The 21,003-nt window shown below is 58.0% G+C and carries 19 protein-coding genes; 9 read left to right on the top strand and 10 right to left on the bottom strand.

What is annotated here, in order from left to right; all coding sequences use genetic code 11:
• Positions 1-33 precede the first annotated feature (33 nt).
• From ACSQ3H_RS24100 to ACSQ3H_RS24125, 6 genes are all read left to right on the top strand, one after another.
• On the top strand, positions 34-510 hold the full coding sequence (locus ACSQ3H_RS24100) for a tripartite tricarboxylate transporter TctB family protein (RefSeq protein WP_436119648.1): 477 nt from the start codon (positions 34-36) through the stop codon (positions 508-510).
• Positions 510-2,006 (top strand): tripartite tricarboxylate transporter permease, encoded by a 1,497-nt coding sequence (locus ACSQ3H_RS24105; protein ID WP_436119649.1) that lies wholly within the window; start codon positions 510-512, stop codon positions 2,004-2,006. Before ACSQ3H_RS24100 ends, ACSQ3H_RS24105 begins: the two co-directional genes overlap by 1 nt.
• Positions 2,003-3,373, top strand: coding sequence for an MmgE/PrpD family protein (locus ACSQ3H_RS24110; protein ID WP_436119650.1), 1,371 nt, complete (start codon positions 2,003-2,005; stop codon positions 3,371-3,373). Before ACSQ3H_RS24105 ends, ACSQ3H_RS24110 begins: the two co-directional genes overlap by 4 nt.
• Entirely contained in the window at positions 3,370-4,143 is a 774-nt protein-coding gene (locus ACSQ3H_RS24115) for an SDR family NAD(P)-dependent oxidoreductase (protein WP_436119651.1), read from the top strand. Before ACSQ3H_RS24110 ends, ACSQ3H_RS24115 begins: the two co-directional genes overlap by 4 nt.
• A gap of 134 nt (positions 4,144-4,277) precedes the next feature.
• Positions 4,278-4,838, top strand: coding sequence for a chromate transporter (locus tag ACSQ3H_RS24120; RefSeq protein ID WP_436119652.1), 561 nt, complete (start codon positions 4,278-4,280; stop codon positions 4,836-4,838).
• Position 4,839: 1 nt separating this feature from the next.
• Entirely contained in the window at positions 4,840-5,385 is a 546-nt protein-coding gene (locus ACSQ3H_RS24125; protein ID WP_436119653.1) for a chromate transporter, read from the top strand.
• On the opposite strand, the gene ACSQ3H_RS24130 is transcribed toward ACSQ3H_RS24125, so the two are convergent.
• The 3 genes from ACSQ3H_RS24130 to ACSQ3H_RS24140 are packed head-to-tail and all read right to left on the bottom strand — an operon-like array spanning position 5,362 to position 8,588.
• Positions 5,362-6,396, bottom strand: a complete 1,035-nt coding sequence (locus ACSQ3H_RS24130; protein WP_436119654.1) for a PdxA family dehydrogenase — start codon at positions 6,394-6,396, stop codon at positions 5,362-5,364. The two genes, ACSQ3H_RS24125 and ACSQ3H_RS24130, sit on opposite strands and share 24 nt — an antisense overlap.
• Positions 6,393-7,499 (bottom strand): tartrate dehydrogenase, encoded by a 1,107-nt coding sequence (locus ACSQ3H_RS24135; protein WP_436119655.1) that lies wholly within the window; start codon positions 7,497-7,499, stop codon positions 6,393-6,395. The genes ACSQ3H_RS24130 and ACSQ3H_RS24135 overlap by 4 nt, the downstream gene beginning before the upstream one ends.
• Before the next feature lie 12 nt (positions 7,500-7,511).
• A complete protein-coding gene (locus tag ACSQ3H_RS24140) occupies positions 7,512-8,588 on the bottom strand; it encodes a tartrate dehydrogenase (RefSeq protein ID WP_436119656.1) in 1,077 nt (358 codons plus the stop codon).
• A 166-nt stretch (positions 8,589-8,754) separates the two neighbouring features.
• Between ACSQ3H_RS24140 and ACSQ3H_RS24145 the strand changes: the two genes are divergently transcribed.
• Entirely contained in the window at positions 8,755-9,708 is a 954-nt protein-coding gene (locus ACSQ3H_RS24145; RefSeq protein ID WP_436119657.1) for an alpha/beta fold hydrolase, read from the top strand.
• Between the two features lie 197 nt (positions 9,709-9,905).
• On the opposite strand, the gene ACSQ3H_RS24150 is transcribed toward ACSQ3H_RS24145, so the two are convergent.
• The 7 genes from ACSQ3H_RS24150 to ACSQ3H_RS24180 all read right to left on the bottom strand — a co-directional run bounded on the left by ACSQ3H_RS24150 (position 9,906) and on the right by ACSQ3H_RS24180 (position 18,416).
• Positions 9,906-10,976, bottom strand: coding sequence for an isocitrate/isopropylmalate dehydrogenase family protein (locus ACSQ3H_RS24150; RefSeq protein WP_436119658.1), 1,071 nt, complete (start codon positions 10,974-10,976; stop codon positions 9,906-9,908).
• Between the two features lie 13 nt (positions 10,977-10,989).
• Positions 10,990-12,084, bottom strand: coding sequence for an AbrB family transcriptional regulator (locus tag ACSQ3H_RS24155; protein WP_436119659.1), 1,095 nt, complete (start codon positions 12,082-12,084; stop codon positions 10,990-10,992).
• Between the two features lie 11 nt (positions 12,085-12,095).
• Complete coding sequence (locus ACSQ3H_RS24160) at positions 12,096-13,511, bottom strand: MmgE/PrpD family protein (RefSeq protein WP_436119660.1); 1,416 nt, start codon at positions 13,509-13,511, stop codon at positions 12,096-12,098.
• A gap of 127 nt (positions 13,512-13,638) precedes the next feature.
• The gene (locus ACSQ3H_RS24165) at positions 13,639-14,400 is read right to left on the bottom strand and encodes an FCD domain-containing protein (protein ID WP_436119661.1); all 762 of its coding nucleotides are present in this window, start codon (positions 14,398-14,400) and stop codon (positions 13,639-13,641) included.
• Positions 14,401-14,547: 147 nt separating this feature from the next.
• A complete protein-coding gene (locus ACSQ3H_RS24170) occupies positions 14,548-16,281 on the bottom strand; it encodes an ABC transporter permease (RefSeq protein ID WP_436119662.1) in 1,734 nt (577 codons plus the stop codon).
• Positions 16,282-16,287: 6 nt separating this feature from the next.
• Complete coding sequence (locus ACSQ3H_RS24175) at positions 16,288-17,334, bottom strand: extracellular solute-binding protein (RefSeq protein ID WP_436119663.1); 1,047 nt, start codon at positions 17,332-17,334, stop codon at positions 16,288-16,290.
• Between the two features lie 14 nt (positions 17,335-17,348).
• A complete protein-coding gene (locus ACSQ3H_RS24180; protein WP_436119664.1) occupies positions 17,349-18,416 on the bottom strand; it encodes an ABC transporter ATP-binding protein in 1,068 nt (355 codons plus the stop codon).
• Positions 18,417-18,666: 250 nt separating this feature from the next.
• Here ACSQ3H_RS24180 and ACSQ3H_RS24185 point away from each other — a divergent pair, with 250 nt between their 5' ends.
• Together ACSQ3H_RS24185 and ACSQ3H_RS24190 are read left to right on the top strand one after the other, a co-directional pair.
• Positions 18,667-19,398, top strand: coding sequence for a FadR/GntR family transcriptional regulator (locus ACSQ3H_RS24185; protein WP_436119665.1), 732 nt, complete (start codon positions 18,667-18,669; stop codon positions 19,396-19,398).
• Positions 19,395-20,975, top strand: coding sequence for an ABC transporter substrate-binding protein (locus ACSQ3H_RS24190; protein WP_436119666.1), 1,581 nt, complete (start codon positions 19,395-19,397; stop codon positions 20,973-20,975). The genes ACSQ3H_RS24185 and ACSQ3H_RS24190 overlap by 4 nt, the downstream gene beginning before the upstream one ends.
• The last annotated feature ends 28 nt before the right edge of the window (positions 20,976-21,003 follow it).

Here is a 21,003-nt window from a genome sequence, read left to right on the forward strand (position 1 = left end):
GTCCCTTACAACGTGTCTTACGAGGGCCATCCCATGAACAAAGACCTTATCAGCGGCGTTGTTCTTCTTGCCGTCTCCGGGACGTACTATGCCTGGTCCGGTGAAATCGCCGATAGCACCCTATCTGATGAAGTGGGTGCCACGGGCTTGCCGCATGTGCTGTCCGTCATACTCGCCATTCTTGCTGTTCTTTTGATCGTACGTGCCGTGCTCCTCAGCAGAGCTCGAACAGTTGCTGCAGCAGGTACCGATGACGAGAGCGACGCCCACTTCCCGCGTGCCGTTGGTTTTCTTCTGTTGGGCGCAGCCTATGTCTTTCTTCTCCCCTTTGTTGGCTATATCGCCGGTACCGCTCTCCTGATTGGCGCCGTTGCGCTCTATGAGGGCGCTCCGCGTAACTGGGTGGCATTGGCAGCGGCCGTGGGCGGGGCTGTGTTCTATTGGGCGGTTTTCGTAAAATTGCTTGGCGTCCATCAGCCTGTGGGCTCGATTTTTCAAGGAATGTTCTGATGACCACTTTCTGGGACATCATCCACCTCTTGACCGAGACGCCGCTGTTTTTCGTTGCCATTGGCGGGCTCACCTGGGGCATTCTCGGTGGTGCTTTGCCGGGTATATCCGCGTCCATCACCATGGCGCTCGTTCTGCCCTTTACCTATACGATGGATCCGGCCCAAGCGATTGCGCTGCTGGCTTGCGTTTATATCGGTGCTGAATATGGCGGGTCAATCCCGGCTATTCTCATAAGGACGCCAGGAACCAACTCCTCGGCCGCCACGGTGATCGACGGCTATGAGATGAACCGCCAGGGGCGTGCCGGAGAGGCGCTCGGCATCTCGCTGATGTCCGGCGTTGTCGGCAGTCTCTTTGGCCTTGCCATGCTGATCTTGCTTACCGAGCCCCTGTCCTGGCTCGCGCTGGCATTCACACCGCCATCCTATTTCGGTCTTGGTATCCTTGGCCTCAGTGTCATCGCCTCCATGAGCGGGGGATCGCTTATCAAGGGCCTTGCCGCCGCGACCATCGGATTGATGATCGCGACTGTTGGTACGGACCCGATATCCGGCGTGACACGCTTTACCTTTGATATTCCTGACCTCCTCGGCGGTATCGAACCTGTGCTGGTCATGGTTGGTCTGTTCGCGCTCACCGAACTGATGAGCCAGTCCGGCTCGTCAACCGTTCTGCAATTGAATGAAACGATCAGGATCAAGTTGCCAAGCTGGTCGATGATGAACAAGCTCAAGCGCTCGCAATTCATCGGTTGTATACTCGGATTGTTTGAGGGTTTGACCCCGGGAGGCGGGGGATCCATCGCTGCATTCATGTCCTACAATGAAGCAAAGCGCTGGTCGAAGACACCGCATCTTTTTGGCAAGGGATCCGAGGAAGGTGTGGCCGCGCCTGAAGCCGCCAATAATACTGTGGCGAGTACGGCACTGATCCCGTTGCTCAGTTTCGGCATTCCAAGTTCCAATTCGACCGCTGTCCTGCTGGGCGGGCTCCTGATGCACGGGCTCATCCCTGGCCCGCGCCTGTTCGAGCAGAGCGCACAGGTCATCGACAGCATCTATGTCGGCTCTTTCATCGCGATCATCGCCCAGATCGGTGTCGGCATGATCATCCTGCCCGCCTGCATCTGGCTGGTTAACAGGCCCAGGGCTTATCGCGCCGGATTCATCTTTGCTCTGATCCTCTCCGGCATCTTTACGCTGAATAACAGTCTCTTCGATCTGGGCATTGCGCTCGCGCTCGGCTTGGTTGGCTATTTGATGCGGATCGCGAGCTTCCCGGTACTGCCGATGATCCTTGGCGTCGTGCTCGGCCACATGGTGGAATCGAGCTATCGTCGTTCGCTCGTTCTGTCAGGCGGAGATCTTATGATTTTCCTGCAGGACCCGATCGCCGTCTGCCTGCTCTCCATCGCCCTGATCTTCGTCGCCTTTTCGCTTAGCCGTGAATTCCGCGACGCCCGCAAGACCAAAATCGAGGAAGCTCATTCATGAATCATTCCGTCCCGACGTCGACGCCTGTGGCGGTCAGATTGGCGACATTTGCTGCAGAGGCTGCGCCGCCATCTGCGGTGACCGACGTTTGCCGCCGCCTGATCTTCGACATTATAGGTCTTTCTATCGCTGCCCGGGACACGGACTATGTGCGGGCTGCGCTGGCCAGCGCAGTCGATGAAGGGTCATGCACTGCTCATGGTCATATGCGCGGACTCGGGCTTTACGATGCGGCCCTCGTCAACGGCACCGCCGCCCACGGCGAGGATTACGACGACACCTTCGAAGGCGGGCCAATCCACGCCGGCGCGGTGATTGTCTCCGCTGTTTTGGCGATAGCCGAAAAACGTGGTCTTGATGGCAAGGCAGTGATGCGCGGTATTGCCGTCGGTTCCGAACTGATGTGCCGCATGAGCCTTGTCGCACCGCAGGCGACTCACAAGGCCGGCTTTCATCCAACGGCTATTTTCGGAGCACCAGCCGCGGCGGCAGCCGTTGGTGCGGCGCTCGGTCTTGACGCTGCAATCATTGGCAGAGCGCTCGGCATTTCCGGAAGTCTTGCGTCCGGCATCATCGAATACCTGGCCGATGGCAGCTCGACCAAACGCCTGCATGCCGGAGCTGCGGCACAAGCGGGACTGCGCGCAGCCCTCCTTGCAGAAGGAGGCTTCACCGGGCCGATTACGGTCTTCGATGGTTCGCATGGTTTCTACAAGGCCTTTGCGCCCTCAAAAACACCGGATTTCGTGCCCCTCGTCGAAGGACTCGGCAAAACCTGGATCCTTGAGACGCTGGCTTTCAAACCCTATGCTTGCGGAACCATGACTCAGCCATTCATCGACTGTGTAAAGAAGCTTGCAGCGACGGGCGTGAAGTCCGCCGACATTGTCTCCATTACCTGCAAGGTCGGCGAGGGTACCGTGCATCGCCTGTGGGAACCGCTGGCCGAGAAGCACCGGCCGCCCAATGGGTATGCGGGCAAATTCTCGACACCCTTCTGTATGGCAGTCGGTTTCCTTGATGGCGAGGCGGGTCTCGGGCAGTTCACCGATGAACGGGTCAAGGATCCCGAGGTGCGGGCGCTTGCCGCCAAAATCTCCTATGAGATCGATCCGAACGATCCCTATCCCCGGAATTTTACTGGTCACCTCAAGGCGACCCTGAGGGACGGAACCGTGCGCGAATTTCGTCAGCCCTACATGCGCGGCGGCGCACATGAACCATTGCCAGACGCCGAACTGGCAGCCAAATTCGAGGCCAATTTGGGCTTTGGCGGGTTTGGCGACGGCGCGATTGCAGCGTTGCGTGAGGCGCTCAATCAAATAGCGGATGGCGGCGAAGTTGATTTGACGGCGGCACGAGGATGAGCGGAGACAGCGTGGATAATTGTGAACTCAAAGGGCGCGTGGCGCTCGTCACTGGTGCCTCCCGCAATATCGGACGTGCCATCGCCCTCACGTTAGCCGAAGCAGGCGCTTCAATCGCCATCGTGGCAAGGGCAGACCAGATTGCGGCTGAGTCCGTAGCACGGGAAGTAGAGGCAAAAGGCAGCCGAGCCACTGTGCTTCTCGGCGACGTATCGCGGGAGGCCGATGCAGCGCGGCTCGTCAGCCAGACGGTAGAAATTTTCGGCGGCCTCGACCTCCTCGTCAACAATGCGGCGATACGGCGGGAGGCTCCGGTCGAGCAACTATCGTTCGCCGAGTGGCGTGAAGTCATGGGTGTGACGCTGGATGGAGCTTTCCTGATGAGCCGCGCTGCAATTCCCCATCTGCTTGCGAGCAATGGCGGCGCAATCGTCAACATTGGAGGCCTTACCGCCTATACCGGCGCGGTGAACCGCGCGCACGTCATTTCAGCGAAGGCGGGACTTGATGGTTTCACCAAGGCGCTTGCTCACGAGCTCGGCCCGCAAGGCGTGACGGTGAATCTGGTCTCTCCCGGAATGATCGATACAAACCGCGCCCATACCTCCTCCGGAGGTGAACCCACGCATCACAATACGACACGTACGCTCGTCGGCCGGCGCGGCACGCCTGAAGAAGTTGCAGCTGCTGTGCTCTATCTTGCGGGACCTGCGGCACGCTTCGTAACGGGACAAACATTGCATGTGAACGGAGGGGCGTTCTTGCCCTGAACCACGATCCTGAGTGGTCACGACAAAATGTGATGAACACGTAAAATGCTGGTTGACTAAACGAAATAGGAGACCCAAGACGAGACCACCACGCATACAGTTAGAGTCGTTCCAGCAAGCAACGGACACAACCCTTGACGTCTTCAGTCCCTGCCCCTTCGCTAGAAACACCAAGTCTTCGTTCTCTCTTCCTCCTTTGCTTCAAGATCGGCGTCTTGAGTTTCGGTGGGGGCCTCAGTGGCTGGCTCTACAAGGAGTTCGTGTTACGCAAACACTGGATTAACGAAGACGATTTTTCGAGCAGCCTGGCGATCTCGCAAATGCTGCCCGGCGCGAATGTGGTCAATCTGGTGATCTGCATGGGCGAACAGCTGCGCGGGCCCGTGGGCGCTTTGACTTGTGTTCTCGGCTTTCTGGTCGGTCCGTTTTTTGCAGTCGTCGGTCTTTGCCATTTATTCGACGCCCTGGCTGGTTACCCCTTGCTGCCGGTAATTTCGGACGGTGTAGCTTTCGCCGCAATGGGCCTCTTGATCATCATGTGTGTTCACGGCGTCCGCCGGGCCATGCGATTTCCACCGTCTGTCATCACTATTGCTGTGACGGCGATCCTAGTCGGGATTTTCCGGTTACCGCTGATCCCGGTGGTTTGTGTGATCGCTCCCATCAGTGTCGCTCTAGCTTGGCGGAGAATCTGAATTGCGTTTCGATACACTCGTCGCAATCGCCTTGGTGTTCATCCCTTTCTCGCTCACATCGATCGGCGGCGGTGCAGCCATCGTGGCCGGCATTCAACATGAAACCGTCAGCGTCCATGCCTGGGTGAATTCGCGCGAATTCCTCGATCTGTTTGCTGTGTCGCGCGCCGCTCCTGGGCCAGGCATGATGCTGGCTACGGTCATCGGCTGGAAGGTCGCCGGATGGCTCGGAGCCTTCGTGGCTACACTCGCTCTTTTCGTTCCGTCTTCGATGCTGTGCTATTCGGTATTCAAGCTGACCAACACACATCGCGACAAGAAATGGCACCGCGCCATGCGCGAGGGCCTTGCGCCGGTCGGTATCGGCCTGATCATCGCCGGCGTCTTGTCGCTGTTCCGGCTTGCCGACGGTGGGATCATCGCGGTTCTCATCGCGGGTCTTTCCGGCGCGATCCTGTTCTGGGTGCCAAGGTTTCCTGTTTTAGGCGTGCTGGTGCTTGGTGGGCTTGGTGCAGTGGTCGCTTCAATGTTGGCTGCCTGGCTCTAGCGTGCCGATCCGTTTAAACTGGACGAGCCTGCTTGCCAGCTTGATGGCGTTCTCGAACGCACCGGTATCTGCCACGCCCTTTCCAACGATATCGAACGCTGTTCCGTGGGCAGGGGTTGTGAAAACGGTATCGAGGCCTGCAGTCACGGTCACACCTCGGTTGAAGCCACGCATCTTCGTCGCGATCTGGCCTTGGTCGTGGTACATGGAAAGCACGCCGTCATAGTCTCCTGCAAAAGCCTTGAGATAGACCGTGTCGGAGGGGAAGGGACCCTCGCAGTTGATGCCCTTTGCCGCCATGGCCTGAACGGCAGGGCGAATGATCTCGATTTCTTCGGTGCCGAACAGGCCGCCTTCACCGCCGTGCGGATTGAGTGCGGCGACGGCAAGCCGGGGCGACTCGATCCCCGCCTTCCGCATCATCGTTGTCGCAAGAACGATTGCACTCTCGATCGCTGGACGGTTGATCTGCTCGACTGCTTGCCTTAGCGAAACATGGGATGTCACGCGTGACATCCATTGATTGTCGAGCACATTCATCTCGCTGAAATAGCCCTTGTGATCGAGGAGATGAGCGAACATCTTGTGTTCGTCGGGAAATTTCCATCCGCCATCATACATGGCGCGTTTGTTGAGCGGCGCGAAAGAAACCGCGTCGACTTCACCGGTCTTGGCGAAATCGATAGCGCGTGACAGGGTCTCACCGGTGACGCGGCCGGATTCCGAGCTGCCGACGCCGGGTGCGTAAAGTGCTGGGTCCGTATTGGCGAGATCGATGATTGGAATCGCATCGTCAGACCAATCAATCGCGGCGGGCGATGTGTAGCGCTTATAGTCAAACGATACTCCTGCCTGGCGCATCCCAAGATCCAGCACTCTGGCATCACCGACAACAACGATGCGGGCAGCGCCCGCCATCCTGCGGTCGTGCAGAATGCGTGCGGTCTGTTCCGGACCGATGCCGGTGCAGTCGCCGGGTGTGAGAGCGATGATGGGAAGCTCTGAGCTCATGATGCCCTCGACATATCGGAACTGGATGCGGAAATAAGCGCAGCTGCGACGGCCTTGCCGCTGGTGATTGTGTTTGCGGTGCCGCCGAGATCACCGGTCCGGGAAGAGGGATCGGCGAGAACGGCCTCGATTGCAGCAACGATTGCAGCCGCCGCCTGCGGGTGGCCGAGATGCTCGAGCATCATCGCGCCCGCCCAGATCTGCCCGATCGGATTGGCGATGCCTTTGCCGGCGATATCCGGCGCCGAACCATGAACGGGCTCGAACAGCGACGGGAAGTTGCGCTCCGGATTGATGTTGCCGGATGGTGCGATGCCGATGGTTCCGGTGCAGGCGGGTCCCAGATCGGAGAGAATGTCGCCGAAAAGATTGGAGGCCACGACGACATCGAACCGGTCGGGGTTCAGCACGAAGTGCGCGCAGAGAATGTCGATGTGATACTTGTCCCAGCGCACGTCGGAATAGGATTTCGCCATTTCCTCCACCCGCTCGTCCCAATAGGGCATGGTGATTGAAATGCCGTTGGATTTGGTCGCCGAGGTCAGGTGTTTCTTGCCGCGGCTTTGGGCAAGATCGAAGGCGAAACGCAGGATACGGTCGACGCCGATGCGGCTCATCACCGTCTCCTGCACGACAATTTCGCGCTCGGTTCCGGGAAACATCTTGCCGCCGATCGAGGAATACTCACCCTCGGTGTTCTCGCGCACGACGAAGAAATCGATGTCGCCGGGCTTGCGACCGGCGAGCGGCGAGGGAACACCCGGCATCAGGCGAACCGGACGCAGGTTGACATACTGGTCGAACTCGCGGCGAAACTGCAGAAGCGAGCCCCAGAGCGAGATGTGATCCGGAACGGTCTCCGGCCAGCCGACGGCGCCGAAGAAAATCGCGTCGTGGCCACCGATCTGCGCTTTCCAGTCCTCCGGCATCATGCGGCCGTGCTTCGCGTAATAGTCGCAGGAGGCAAAGTCGAAACTGTCGAACTTGATGTCGATGTCGAACTTTTCCGCGGCGGTTTCGAGCACGCGCAGCCCTTCCGGCACCACTTCTTTTCCGATGCCGTCGCCGGCAATCACCGCGATCTTGAGACTGTTGGCTGGCATCTTGTTTCCTCTCTATTCGTTGTCGCCGAGAACAGCAGCGCAGACGGCGTCTGTGACCATTTCCGTTGTTGCGTTGCCGCGAAGATCCGGCGTGTGAAGCGTTGGGTCTGCGGTAACGCGTTCGATGGCGCGCATAAGCCGTGCCGCAGCAGCGGGCTCACCAAGGTGTTCCAGCATCATCACCGCCGACCAGAACGTGCCGACGGGATTGGCGATGCCCTTGCCGGTGATGTCGAAGGCCGAGCCATGGATGGGTTCGAACATCGAGGGAAAGCGCCCTTCGGGATTGAGGTTTGCCGTCGGAGCAATGCCGATGGACCCTGCCAGTGCAGCAGCAAGATCGGAGAGGATATCGGCATGCAGATTTGTCGCCACGATCGTATCAAGCGATCGCGGATTAAGCGTCATGCGGACGGTCATTGCGTCGACCAGCATCTTGTCCCAGGTGACATCGGGAAATTCAGTCGCGACCTCGCGGGCAATTTCGTCCCACAACACCATGCCGTGGCGCTGGGCGTTCGATTTGGTGACGACGGTCAGCAGCTTGCGCGGCCGCGATTGCGCCAGTTCGAAAGCAAAGTGCATGATGCGGGTCACGCCGGCGCGCGTGAAGATGGAGACTTCCGTTGCGACTTCTTCCGGCAGACCCCGGTGCGAGCGGCCACCTTGGCCGGCATATTCTCCTTCGGAATTCTCGCGGACAATGATCCAATCGAGATCTTTGGCCGTAACCCCGCGCAGCGGGCTTTCGATTCCGGGCAGGATGCGGGTCGGACGAACATTGGCATATTGATCGAAGGGCTGGCAGATGGCGAGGCGCAAGCCCCAGAGCGTCAGATGATCAGGAACATCGGGCGCGCCCACCGCGCCGAAATAGATCGCATCGAAGGCCTTCAATTCGTCGATGCCGCCCTCGGGCATCAAAACTCCATGCGATTTGTAGTAGTCCGATCCCCAAGGGAAATCCTCGACATCGAGATTGAAATTGCCATCGCGGGTTGCGCAGGCATCAAGGACACGAAGCCCGGCGGCAACCACTTCCTTGCCAATACCGTCGCCCGGAATGGCTGCAATCTTGTACGTCTTCATTGATTGACTCCTTGGCGGCGCATGTCGCAATTCCGTTTCCACATATTCGGATGCCGATTTTTTTCGCAATTGTCAATTATAAATTGTTGACAATTTACAAAAATGGGCATGTCGTTATCCCGACAGTATCCTGCATGTTTGAGAGCAAGTGAGAAGGAGAAATACGATGTCGCTGACCAAGCCGATGTCCGAGATGCCGCCGTTCTTTGAAGAGAAGGGAAAACTGATGCATGGCTTCCGCTACGAGCGGATCCGGACGGCGGGCGCCGAGATCAACGTGGCGATTGGCGGTGAGGGCCCACCACTCCTTCTCCTGCATGGCAATCCGCTGACGCATGTTAGCTGGCACAGGATCGCTCCGGCGCTTGCAAAAAGCTTCACAGTTGTTGCCCCCGATCTTCGCGGCTATGGCGACAGTTCAAAGCCCGATGGAGGGGAAGATCATGCCGGCTATTCATTCCGCGCGATGGCCCAGGACAACGCCGAGGTCATGTCGCATTACGGCTTCGAGAAATTCCAGGTGGCCGGTCATGATCGCGGTGCACGCGCTGCTTTCCGCATGGCGCTTGATTTTCCGGATCGGATCGAACGCTTGGCTTCGCTTGATATCGTGCCGACATACCACGCGCTTACCAACGTTACTCTTGGCTGGGGACTCGAGGCCTATCACTGGTTCTTCATGGCGCAGAAGGCTCCGTTCCCCGAGAAGCTACTCACTGCGGATCTTGACTACTACATCGACTATAAGCTGAACAAGAAAGGCGTCGGCCTTGAAATATTCAGCCCGGAAGCGATGGCGGAATATAAGCGTTGCACGACGCCCGAGCAAATCCATGCGGTCTGCGAGGATTATCGCGCTACCGTCAGCGTCGATCTCGCCATGGATACGGCAGACTTCGGCAAGCGCACGATCAACTGCCCGGTGCTGGTGCTATGGGGCTCCAACAGCCATTGCGGCCGTCATTTTGCGCCGCTTGAGGCCTGGAAGCCGTGGGCTCCGGATATGCGGGGCTGGGCAATGCCGACGGGCCATTACCCGGCTGAGCAACTGCCAGACCTTGTCTATGACGCGTTCTGGAAATTCTTCAGCGGACAGGAGCCTGTGGAGATCAAGGGCTGAAATACCGCCGCGAATTTTCGCGACTGAATAGGACTGTGCAAAAGATGGCGCTTCTACCCTCCCCCTTGTGGGGAGGGACGGAGCAAAGCGACGGGGAGGGGCCCTTTGGAACGATCTCCACCGCTGGTCAAATAAGAACCCCTCCCTGCTGCTCCGCAGCCCCCTCCCCACAAGGGGGAGGGTAAGAGGTCGGCGTACTAGCCAATCGCCGCAATGATCCCTTTGGTCATTCCGGCGGTGTCGGTGGTCCCCTTGATATCGCGTGTGCGTGTGGCTGGGTTGCCAAGTGCCGTTGCGATCGCTTTCTCCATAATAGACGCTGCTTCCACCGCTTGCGGTATCTTGCGGTTGTGTCCAAGCCACTCGATCATCATCCGGGCGGATTCGATCATCGCAAATGGATTGGCTATGCCCTTGCCGGCGATATCGGGAGCCGAGCCATGGGTGGCCTGAGCCATCGCCAGATTACCTTCGCCGATGCACAGGCCCGGCGCCATGCCGAGACCGCCAACAAGCCCCGCAGCTTCGTCCGTCAAGATGTCGCCAAACATATTCGTGGTGACAATGACGTCGAAACTCTGCGGGTCGCGAATAAGACGCATCGCCATCGTGTCGACGATCACTTCATTGACAGTGACATCGGGGAATTCCTTGGCGACGCGATGGCATTCTTCGACGAACATGCCGCAACCGAGCTTGAAAACAGTATTCTTGTGCACCAGCGTCAGGCGCTTTTTACGTTGCTGCGCGATCTCGAATGCTGCCCGCGCCACACGTGATGAACCCACCCGCGTAATAACGCGAACCGAGATCGTCACATCTTCGGTCGGCCGGAACTCGCCAGAGCCGGCAACGACGTTGCGGTCGGGCTGGAATCCTTCATTGTTCTCGCGCACGATGACGAGATCGATGCCTTCATGGATGGCACCAAGTCCGGGAAAGGACTTGGTGGGGCGGACATTGGCAAAGAGATTAAAGCCCTTGCGCATGATCGGGTGCGGATTGATAGCGCCTGGGACTTTTGGATAGGCCTGATGCCCGATCGGGCCAAGAATGAAGCCGTCCATCCTGGAAAGCGTCTCCATCGTACCTTCGGGGAAAGTCGAGCCGTGGGTGTCGAGTGCAGTGCGGCCGATCGGCATTGGCCGCCAATCAATCTGCAAACCTGTCCTGGCGGCAGCGGCGCGTGTTACTTCCACAGCTGCCGGCACGATTTCATGGCCGATATCATCGCCGTTCAAAATCCCGATCACGAGATGGCTGGTCATGGAAACAGTCCTTTCAATCAGAGGTGGCGTCGAGACGACGCGAAAAGGTTTCAAATATCCGGAGGGTGAAGAGGATCGTCGTCATCACGACAGCAATCCGCGTGATCTGGAAGGCGGTCACAGCGGTGGCATCGAGATGCATGGCGGTTGCGGTGAGAGCCATCTCGGTTACCCCTGCTGGTGCGACGGCAAGAAGGCTGGTGACGAAGGAAAGACCGGTCGCCGCGGACAGGGCCCAGGCTAGTCCAATGGCCACGGCAAGAAGAAAGGCCGTTGTCACAAAAGCCGAAGAGGTAACCCGCCATAGCCTGCCAAGAAGCGATCGCCGAAAGCGGCAGCCGAGCCAGACTCCGATGACGATCTGCGCGATGGTCAGGATGATCGATGGAACCGCAAATGGGCCAAAGCCAAAGCCGGAGACAACGGCACCAATGGCCGCAGGAACCAGAAGCCAGGTATTGGGCAGCTTGAACCGCCGTACGAGAAATGCAGCCGATGCTCCCACAATGAAAAGGGCGACAAGGGGTATTGCTTCGCCTCGAAACGGTATCGGCGTGAGGCGAATACCGCCATCCTCGCCGAATATCGTTACCAGGAACGGAACAATCGTCACGATCGAAGTAACCCGGATAAGATGAACTACCGCGACCGTATCGCTGTCTGCGCTTTTCTGGTGGGCGACGACCGCCATTTCTGCAAGCCCGGCGGCTGCTGTCGCAAAGAAAGCCGTCTTGCGGTCGGTTCCGGCAAGCCTTCGCATCATCAGCGCCGCGACCATCGTTGCAACGATCATCAAAAGCGTCGCAAACAGCATGAACGGGAGCAATTTGGCGATGGCGATGACCACGACCGGAACAAAGCGCAAGCCTATGGCGAGCCCCACTGCCACCTGGCCAAGTTCTCGGCCGTACGGCAACGCGGCAAGGGGCGCACCCATGATTGCCGCACTGCCACAGGCCAGGAGTGGACCGAGAAGATAGGGTAGGGGCATTGCGATGCTTTTCGCGACCACAGCGCCCGCAATGCCGATCAGGAATGCCAGACCGATCCTTGCGAGGGTGCGGTCGAAGACACGCGGACCGCCACCCAATGTTCCCGAGTCTGGCATGGTGATTTTCGTCAGGCGATGGAGATGAGACGCGCTGACAGATCGTCCAGTGTGCGGAGGTTTTCCAGCCCGCGCACCAGTTCGACGATCTCATCCGCCTTCACGCGGGACATCCCGGCGAACTCGGCGTTCTCACGGAATTTCCCAGCCACCTCGTCGTAGCTCATCGGGAAGGCCGGACTGCCCTTGCCGAAATCAGCGCGACCGGAGATCTTGCGGCCATCCTTGAGCTCGATATCGATCAGCGTTGTCATCAGGTGATACCCAGCGGCCTCCGCCTCGTCGTCGATAACGAAGTCGACCTTCTCGATCATCGCCTTGACATCCTCGCGTTCGACAGCGGCGTCCGCAAACTCGCTAAGACCGGCACGGCCTTCAAGCAGCAGGATCGCCATGCAGAATTCCATGGAAAATTTGGCCTGAAGTTCGTCCTTTGGGCGATGATGGATCAAGGCATTCGGCATGTTGGAATTGGTACCGACGCGAACGTGCTTCACATCCTCGGCGCGGATGTCATGCTGTTTGATCAGGCGTAGCATTTCGGTCATGCCGGGATGGGTGAGGGAGCCTGACGGATGCGGTTTGATCGAGATGCCGGGATTGGCGAAGGTCCACGGTGCGCCGAGCTTGTCGAGGATGGCACTTTGATCGTAACCCCCACCCGCTGCGGCGAAGAAGCCGCGCGGTGCCTCAAGGATGCGCGGTGTGGCGGTCCAGCCGTAGGACGCAAACTGCGCTGCTGCAACGCCGCTTTCCGAGGATCGTCCCGCGTGGAACGGCTTCGTCATGGTGCCAAAATTCTCGCGCAGGCCAGCTGACTGACTGCCAGCAATGGACAGGGCACGCTGTGTGGTCGCGACGTCGAAGCCCATCAGTCTGGCGCTTGCTGCGGCGGCAGCAAAAGTTCCGCAGGTTGCCGTTGCGTGGAAGCCCGTCTGGTAGTGACGCGGGGCGATCGCTTCGGCGATTTTGCACTCGACTTCAACGCCGAGATGGTATGCCAGCATGAAGTCCCTGCCAGAAGACTTGACAAGCTCGCCGATAGCAAAGGCTGCAGGCAATGCTGGTGCCGTTGGATGCGTGAGCAGACCATAGACGCGGTCCTTGGCGACGGCCAATTGTGTGTCGTCATAATCATCCGCGTGGATGCCGACGCCGTTGGCGAAAGCGGCGAAGCGGGGCGCTACCTTGCGGCCGCCTCCTATGACTGTGGCTACGCCCGCAGCTAGGCCAAGGTCGCCGAGGTGCTGGCGAACCAGTTCGCCGCTCTTGGCAACCGAACCGGAAAGCGCAAGACCGAAGCCATCGAGTATCGATTTCTTGCCAAGTTCGACGACTTCCGGCGAGAGATCAGTAAATTTTGTCTCGACCACGAATTCGGCGACGTATTTCGTCAGCTCGATATCGACTGCCTTGTTCTGGTTCATGCGAAATCCTCTTATGTCACGTCTGTCTTGAATAAAGTCTCAATTCGACTGTGCTGGGAGGATTGTTAATTGTCAACAGTTTTGTGTTTGCAAAAACGCAAGCCTCTACTGGCTGAGGCGAAGGGCGTCAGGTTTCGTCGGTGGACTTCTCAATGCCACGCTGCTTGCGCGGCGTTTTTTCCGGTAGTTCACCCCCTACGCCTGGCTGACCGGCCTGACGGGTACGAACGATACCGTTGAGAATATGGGTGCGTGCAGCGATGAGGCTGCGAACGGGATCGCGCGCCTCAAGGGCATCGACAATGGCCCGATGCTCGTCGTTGGAGATATGCAACACGTCGCGGCTTGAAAGTGCACGATAGCGCTGGATGTGCAACTCGCGCACAAAACTCTGATAAATGAGTTCGAGGCGGTTGTTCCCGGCCATATGAGTGATCTGCTTATGGAATTCCAGATTGACCGGATAGTAGATGTGCACGTCGCCCAGCGCAACGATCTCATCCATGCGCTGCAACAAGGCTCTCAGGATGGCGATCTGAGCGTCGGTCACCCGTTCGGCCAGCATCATGGCCATGCATCCGAAGACGCCGGCACGGGCTTCGGAAAGGTCCTGGGCTTCGTCGTTGGTGAGAGCCCGGATAAAGAAGCCGCGATTCGGGATGATCTCGATGAGCCCCATGGCCGCCAATGCACTGCAGGCTTCGCGGATTGGTCCGCGGCTCACACCCAGCCGCTGCGAAAGACCGTTTTCGTTCACCCGTTCATTCGGCTTGAGCTCGCCATCGATGATCATCCTCTCAATCTCCGCCTGGACCACGTTCGCGAGAGAGCGGGTCCGGAGAAAATCGATCGCGGACAGATTATGCGGGGCGTTCGTTATGTCTGACATGCATAAGCCATTATGACGGTTCCAGTAAAAGCGGAGCTCAAACCTTGCGGATCTTACTCCTTCAGCCCTCGTTTAGCAGCAATTCCAGCAATTGGCGACCCTGCCAACTGGCAGGATCTACGGGGTTTAACGGAGCTGGCAAATCGCTTAGCCCCGCGTATTCATTTGCGAACCACCAAGAACTGGAACCCGGTTGGCGATAAAGACCACGGCAAAAGACGCGGCAAGCAAAATGATACCGAGAACGCAGATCGCCCCGAGATCGCCGCTCTCGTTGAGATCATAAATGATAACCGAGACGAGCTTTGTATTCGCCGTGGTTAGCAGGATCGTTGCCGAGAGTTCGCGGATTGTGCCGACGAAGACGAAGCACCAGGCAGCAACGACACTCGTCCGCAGCAGCGGCGCCGTGATGTCCCAAAGGGTCTTCAACCGAGAAGCGCCCATGATGCGCCCGGCTTCCTCCAATTCGGGATGAACGCCAGAAAAGGCCGAGGACATTTGCTGGTAGCCTGCCGGAAGCTCGATTGTCATGAAAGCGATGAGCAGAATCCAGATCGTTCCGTAGAGCTGGAATGTTGGATTGGCATAGCTGAGGAACAGCCCGACGCCGAGAACGATGCCGGGGATCGCAACCGGAGCCGTGGCAAGGACGCCGAGGAAACCCGAGCCTGGGACCGAGCGGCGGATAACCAGATACGAAACAACCAGCGCGATCGCGGTGACAGCAGTCGCCGTGAGGAAACCCAGAAGAAAAGTATTTCGAAGAGCGAGCTGTGTCGCTGAAAATTCGAACAGCACGAACCGCCAGTGGCTCAGTGTCAAAGTGTTGAAGTTGATCGGATCGCCGACGGTTTCCGTGAAAGCGGTTTTCAGGATCGCAAGATAGGGCAGCAGGATCGTCAGGCTGAGGATGCAGAAGACGAAGACGACCGCGATCCACTTCCAGCGTCCGAGTTCGGTAATGCGCGGTGTGCCGCTCTTGCCCCCGAGGACAGTGTAGCCTTTGCGGCCGAGGATCGACTTTTGAGCTCGCAGAAGAATGACGGTGATGATCAATAGCGGTAATGCCGCCGCGGCTGCAAGACCGAGACGCGGTGGAAACTGGAAAAGGCTCCAGATCTTCGTGGTTATGACATGGAAGCCGGCGGGCAGGGCAAGGATGGCTGGTGAGCCGAACATCGTCAAAGCCTGGAGAATGGCAATTAGTGTTCCGGCCAGCATGGCCGGCAACACCAGCGGAATCGTCACTTTCCGCAAGGTGGTCATGGATTTGCCGCCGAGGATCGAAGATGCGTCCTCGAGATCGGATGGAACCTTGTCGAGCGCGTTCGCCACAAGCGTGAATACGTAAGGAAAGGTGAAACAGGCGATAGCGAAAACGAGACCGCTGAATGTGTAGATATTCACCAGATACTCGGACGCTTCGAGACCGAAGACACTTCGGTAGATGATGTTGACGATGCCGCTGTTCGGCGCAGCGAGAATCTCATAGGCGATAGCCCCGAGGAACGGTGGCGTCACGAAGGACGCGGTCACCAATATTCTGATGATACGCCGTCCCGGCAGATCGGTTCTGGCAACGAGCCATGCCATCGGCGTTGCGATAAGGCACGCAAGAATACCGACGGCCAGAGCCATGCCGATGGCAAGACCGTAGGCGCGAAGAAGCGTCGGATCGGCGACGAGGGCAATGTAATTGGCGAAGGTGGCGCCCGCGCCGGTATCGCTGCGAAAGCTATAATAGACGAGCCAGAATAATGGCAGGAGAACCAGAACGCTCAGGACAAGCGTCAACAGAGCGAAGGTCGGCCATGAGAGGTCGATGCCACGGCGCCGACCCTGAACCGGCAAAGCTTGAACCTGAACGTCACTGGTCATGATCAATTATGTCCCAAAATACTTTTCGTAGTTGGCTTTGATAGTCTGGATTTCGGGCTCGAGTTTTTCAGGATCCGAATGCAGGATCTTGATCTTCGACAACGGTGTGCGATCCGCCTTTTCCTTGACGCCAGGGTGGAACGACCTCAAGCCGCCGAAATCGCTGTTGAGCTGCTGCGCATCGAGCGAAAAGAGAAATGCGTAGAATAGCTTCGCGGCGTTCGGATTAGGCGCCTGCTTGAGGACCGCTGCATTACCGACTGCAAGCGGTGTGCCCTCATCCGGATAAACGATCTTGATGGGCTTACCCTCGTCGATGAGACGGAAGACGTTGTATTCATTGCCATCGACCTCAAGAGCCCGCTCGCCCTGAGCCAGCTTCTTCGGAGGCTCGGTCGAAGATTGCACCTGCATGATGTTCTGCTTGCCTAGCTTTTCAAAATAGTCCCAGCCAAGAAGCTGGCTCAGCACAAAAGTCGAAGTCATCACAGTGCCGCTATAGCCCGGGTGCGCTTTGACCATCTTGTCCTTGAAACGCGGATCAAGCAGATCTTCCCATGTCTTTGGAGCATCTGCATCCTTCATCAGGTCCGTACGGTAGGCGATGACGGATAGATGCGCGCGATAGGCAGCGAAATTGCCGTCGGGATCACGCTCGTCAGCCGGCCACTTGTCGGCAACCTCCTGCGGCACCATGGGTGCCAGCCAGCCCTGGCGCTTGAAATATTCGAAATGCACCGCGTCGGAAGTCTCGATGACGTCGGCATTATAGATGCCGGTCGAGTATTCCTGGCCAATTCGCTGGAAGACACGCTCGGACCCCGCACGCTCTACCTGTACCGCGATACCCGGGTACTTGGATTTGAAGAGCTCGGCGAGCTTTTCTGCAACCGCGACGTCGGTTGCGGTATAGAACACCACCTTGCCTTCAGCCTTTGCAGCAGCTTCGAGCTCGGGCGTAATCTGATAGGGTGCCGGTGCTTCAGCCCAGGCGGCGGATGAGGCCGCCAGTCCCGTAGCCAAGAGCGCGGCAGATAGAGCTTTCTTCCACATGCATAGTTCCTCCCTTATTGTGCGAGCGCCCGGCATTTCTCTGGCGGAAAATGCAGCCATACTTCTTGGCCAACCGGGATCGCGACGTTGACTGGCGCGACTGTGCGCACCGTTTCTCCACCAGCGATTGAAACGAGATAGTCCCGGTGCGAACCGAGATAGATTTGCCGCGTGACCGTGCCGATGGTCACATTGGTGGCGGCGCTCTTTGGCTTGGCCGATGACAGCTCGATGTCGTGGTGGCGGACCGAAACCGCTGTCTTTCCGGAGCTCGCGGTACTGCCGCTGCCGCAACGAAGCACGAGCCCGCCTTCGCCAATGACGCTATCCGCGTCGCCGCGGGTGCCGCTGAGAATATTGGTGCCGCCAATGAAGCGGGCGACAAATTCAGTCTCCGGACGTTCGTAAATATCTTCCGGCGAACCCGCCTGCTCGATACGGCCGTCATTCATGACGACGATAATGTCGGCCGTTGTCATGGCTTCCGCCTGATCATGCGTCACATAGACTGTGGTATAGCGGAATTCGTCGTGCAGCCTGCGAATCTCGAAGCGCATCTCCTCACGCAGATTGGCGTCGAGGTTCGAAAGCGGCTCGTCGAGGAGCAGGATTTCAGGTTTGATGACCAATGCCCGCGCTAGCGACACACGTTGCTGTTGACCGCCGGAGAGCTCACCCGGATAGCGGCTCTCCAGTGGAAGAAGCTGTGTTGCTGCGAGGATCGTCCGGACGCTCTTGGTGACTTCCGATTGCGGAAGACGCCGCAACTTCAAACCGTAAGCCACGTTCTCGAAGACTGTCATGTGTGGCCAGAGCGCATAACTCTGGAAGATCATCGACATGTTGCGCCCTTCAGGCGGCACCGTCGAATGAGCGGATGATATCGTTTTTCCGCCGACACGTATTTCACCCGCATTGGCCGGAACGAAGCCTGCGACCAACCTTAGCGTTGTTGTCTTGCCGCAGCCAGAAGGCCCAAGAAGGCAAACGAGTTTGCCTTTGTCGACTGATAGATTGACGCCTTTGACAACCGTAAGCGTACCATAGCTCTTGGTCAGGCCGTCTAATTCCAGGAATGCCATTCCACCTCCCGAGTGTTCACAGAAACCGAGAGGTCGGTCTTCCGTTAAGATTGGCTTGATCGAAACGTACGGACCAAATTGAAGACTGTCAACAGATTACTATTTTACGGGAATTCACTTCTAGGTGTTGTTTGCAAAAACACACCCGCTAAGTCTCCATATCCGTCTTTTCATCTGTCCTGTTGACAGATATCCTACAAGTGGGTATCTAGCTGACCGTCGTAGATTTTCTGATAGGAAGAAATGGATTATGGCGTTCAAATCCCTCAAGCCCCTGCATCGTGCGCCTTTGCTGCATGTGTCCGTTCAGGAAAGTTTGCGGGCCTATATCAACGAAAATGGCATGGAGGCGGGGGCGCCGATGCCGCCGGAAGGCGAACTGGCCAGTCAGCTTGGTGTCAGCAGGAACTCGCTGCGCGAAGGGATCAAGGCTCTGGAGTCGGTTGGCGTTCTGGAATCGAGGCGCGGGGTGGGAGTTTTCGTCAAAGCTTTTTCCTTTGAGCCGCTACTTGACAATCTCGCCTATGGGCTAGGTGGCGCTCTGCGCCAGATCGAGGAAGTGCTGGAGATTCGCAGGACGCTGGAGGTCGGCTTGATAGGCAAGACCCTGGAGAGAATTACCGACGAAGATATCCACGAGTTGCGGCAGGTCGTGGCGCGGATGCGAGTCCATGCCGAGCGTAACGAAGCATTTGTCGATGAAGACCGGCTGTTCCATCGGTTGCTGTTCCGCTGCCAGGAAAACGAAACGCTGGTGCGGCTCATCGAGGTGTTCTGGCTGGCTTTCTATAAGGCGTCCGATTTCGTCAATCTCGAAAACACCGATCCGATGGCGACGTGGCGTGATCATGAGGCGATCGTCGACGCTGTGGAAGCCAGAAATCTCGAAGACGCACGCAACCGTCTCGACAGTCACTACGAGGGGATCGCTCGAGTGATTGAACACAACAAGACGAATACATCCAATGGGAGGATTCCATGAAACTGAAAATGATTGCTTCGGCGCTGGCACTGTCTGCCGCGGTGATGGGAGGCGTGTCGTTGACAACGGTCACTGCACAGGCGGCAACCTTGTCGGGTGGGTTTGATGTGGGGCCGGGAGGGTTCCAGGGTAACTTCAACCCGCTGGCTGCAACGGCCGGATTCACTTGGCTCAGCGTTTATTTCGAGCCGCTCGTCACCTATGACGAGAAACTGCAGAAGGTAGTGGGCGTCCTTGCGGATTCCTATGAAGTCAGCGCGGACCAGATGACCTATACGTTCAAGCTCTCGGACGCCAAATGGCACGACGGCAAGCCGTTCACATCCAAGGATGCGAAATTCACGATGGGCCTGGCCATGGACACGAAATCGGGATCGGTTCTTGCTGCCCGGTTGAAGGCAGTTGCCTCCGTTGAAGCACCGGACGAGCACACCTTGGTCGTCAAGCTCAGCGCCCCGAGCGCTAGCACCCTCGACACGATGACCAAGGTAATGATGCTGCCCGAACATGCGTTGTCGTCCATACCGGCAGATCAGCTCGCCAAGAATGCCTGGTGGTCTACCTCGCCAATCGGTACCGGACCTTTCAAGTTCGCCAAATACGTCGCCGATCAATATGTCGAACTTGCCGCCAATACCGACTATCGCGGCGGAAAGCCTGCGCTCGAACGGGTGATCAACCGGTACTTCGCCAATCCGGCCGCGGCCATTGCCGCCCTTCGTGCCGGTGAAATCCAGTTCACCTACGTCGACTCCAATGACGTCTCGACGTTCAAGGACGACGAAGCTTTCAAGGTGATCGAAGGCAACTCCTTCGTGGTCAACTATCTCGGCTTCAATCACGAATCGCCGATCTGGAAAGATGTCCGCGTCCGCAAGGCTGTGATGTATGCGATCAATCGTGATGCCGTCATCAAGAGCCTCTATGGCGCGGCTGCCAAGCCGGCCAACTGCGCCTATGTCGCCGACCGGCTGATCCCGCAAGGCATCGACACCTATGCTTACGATCCGGAAAAGGCCAAGCAATTGCTGGAGGAAGCCGGATGGGCGCAGATCAACGGCGACAAGCCGATCACCCTTCTGACCTATTACACCACGCCGCTCGCGACCAACGTGCTCGCCGCCGTGCAGGCCATGCTCGCGCAGGTCGGAATAAATGTCGTGCCGCGTGCTGTGGATACGCCGACTTATAATAGCATTGTCCTGAATCCGAAGCCGGACGTCTCACAATTCCAGCTGGTCTATGCCGGTCTTCAGAACGGGCCGGATGCGGGCAGTATCAATGTTGGTCTCAATGAAAAGCAGATTCCGCCAGCGGGTCCGAATGTGGTGCGTGCGCGAATGCCGGAACTCAACAAGGCGCTCGACACCGCCCTTGCCGAGACCGACGCCTCCAAGCGCGATGCCCGCTATCAGGATGTCTGCAAGGTCATGAATTCCGATCTGCCCTGGGCAACCCTCTGGGTGGCCAATCGCTATGGCGTGGTATCGTCGAAGGTCAAGGATTTCGTCTGGACACCTGCACCGGGCGGCGGACCCTATCAGGCTCATCCGGAAAAGTGGTCTCTCGGCGAGTGATAGCACCCGTTTGATCGTAGTTTGAGGG

The sequence above is a fragment of the Phyllobacterium sp. LjRoot231 genome, assembly GCF_964253365.1.
GTDB lineage: Bacteria > Pseudomonadota > Alphaproteobacteria > Rhizobiales > Rhizobiaceae > Phyllobacterium.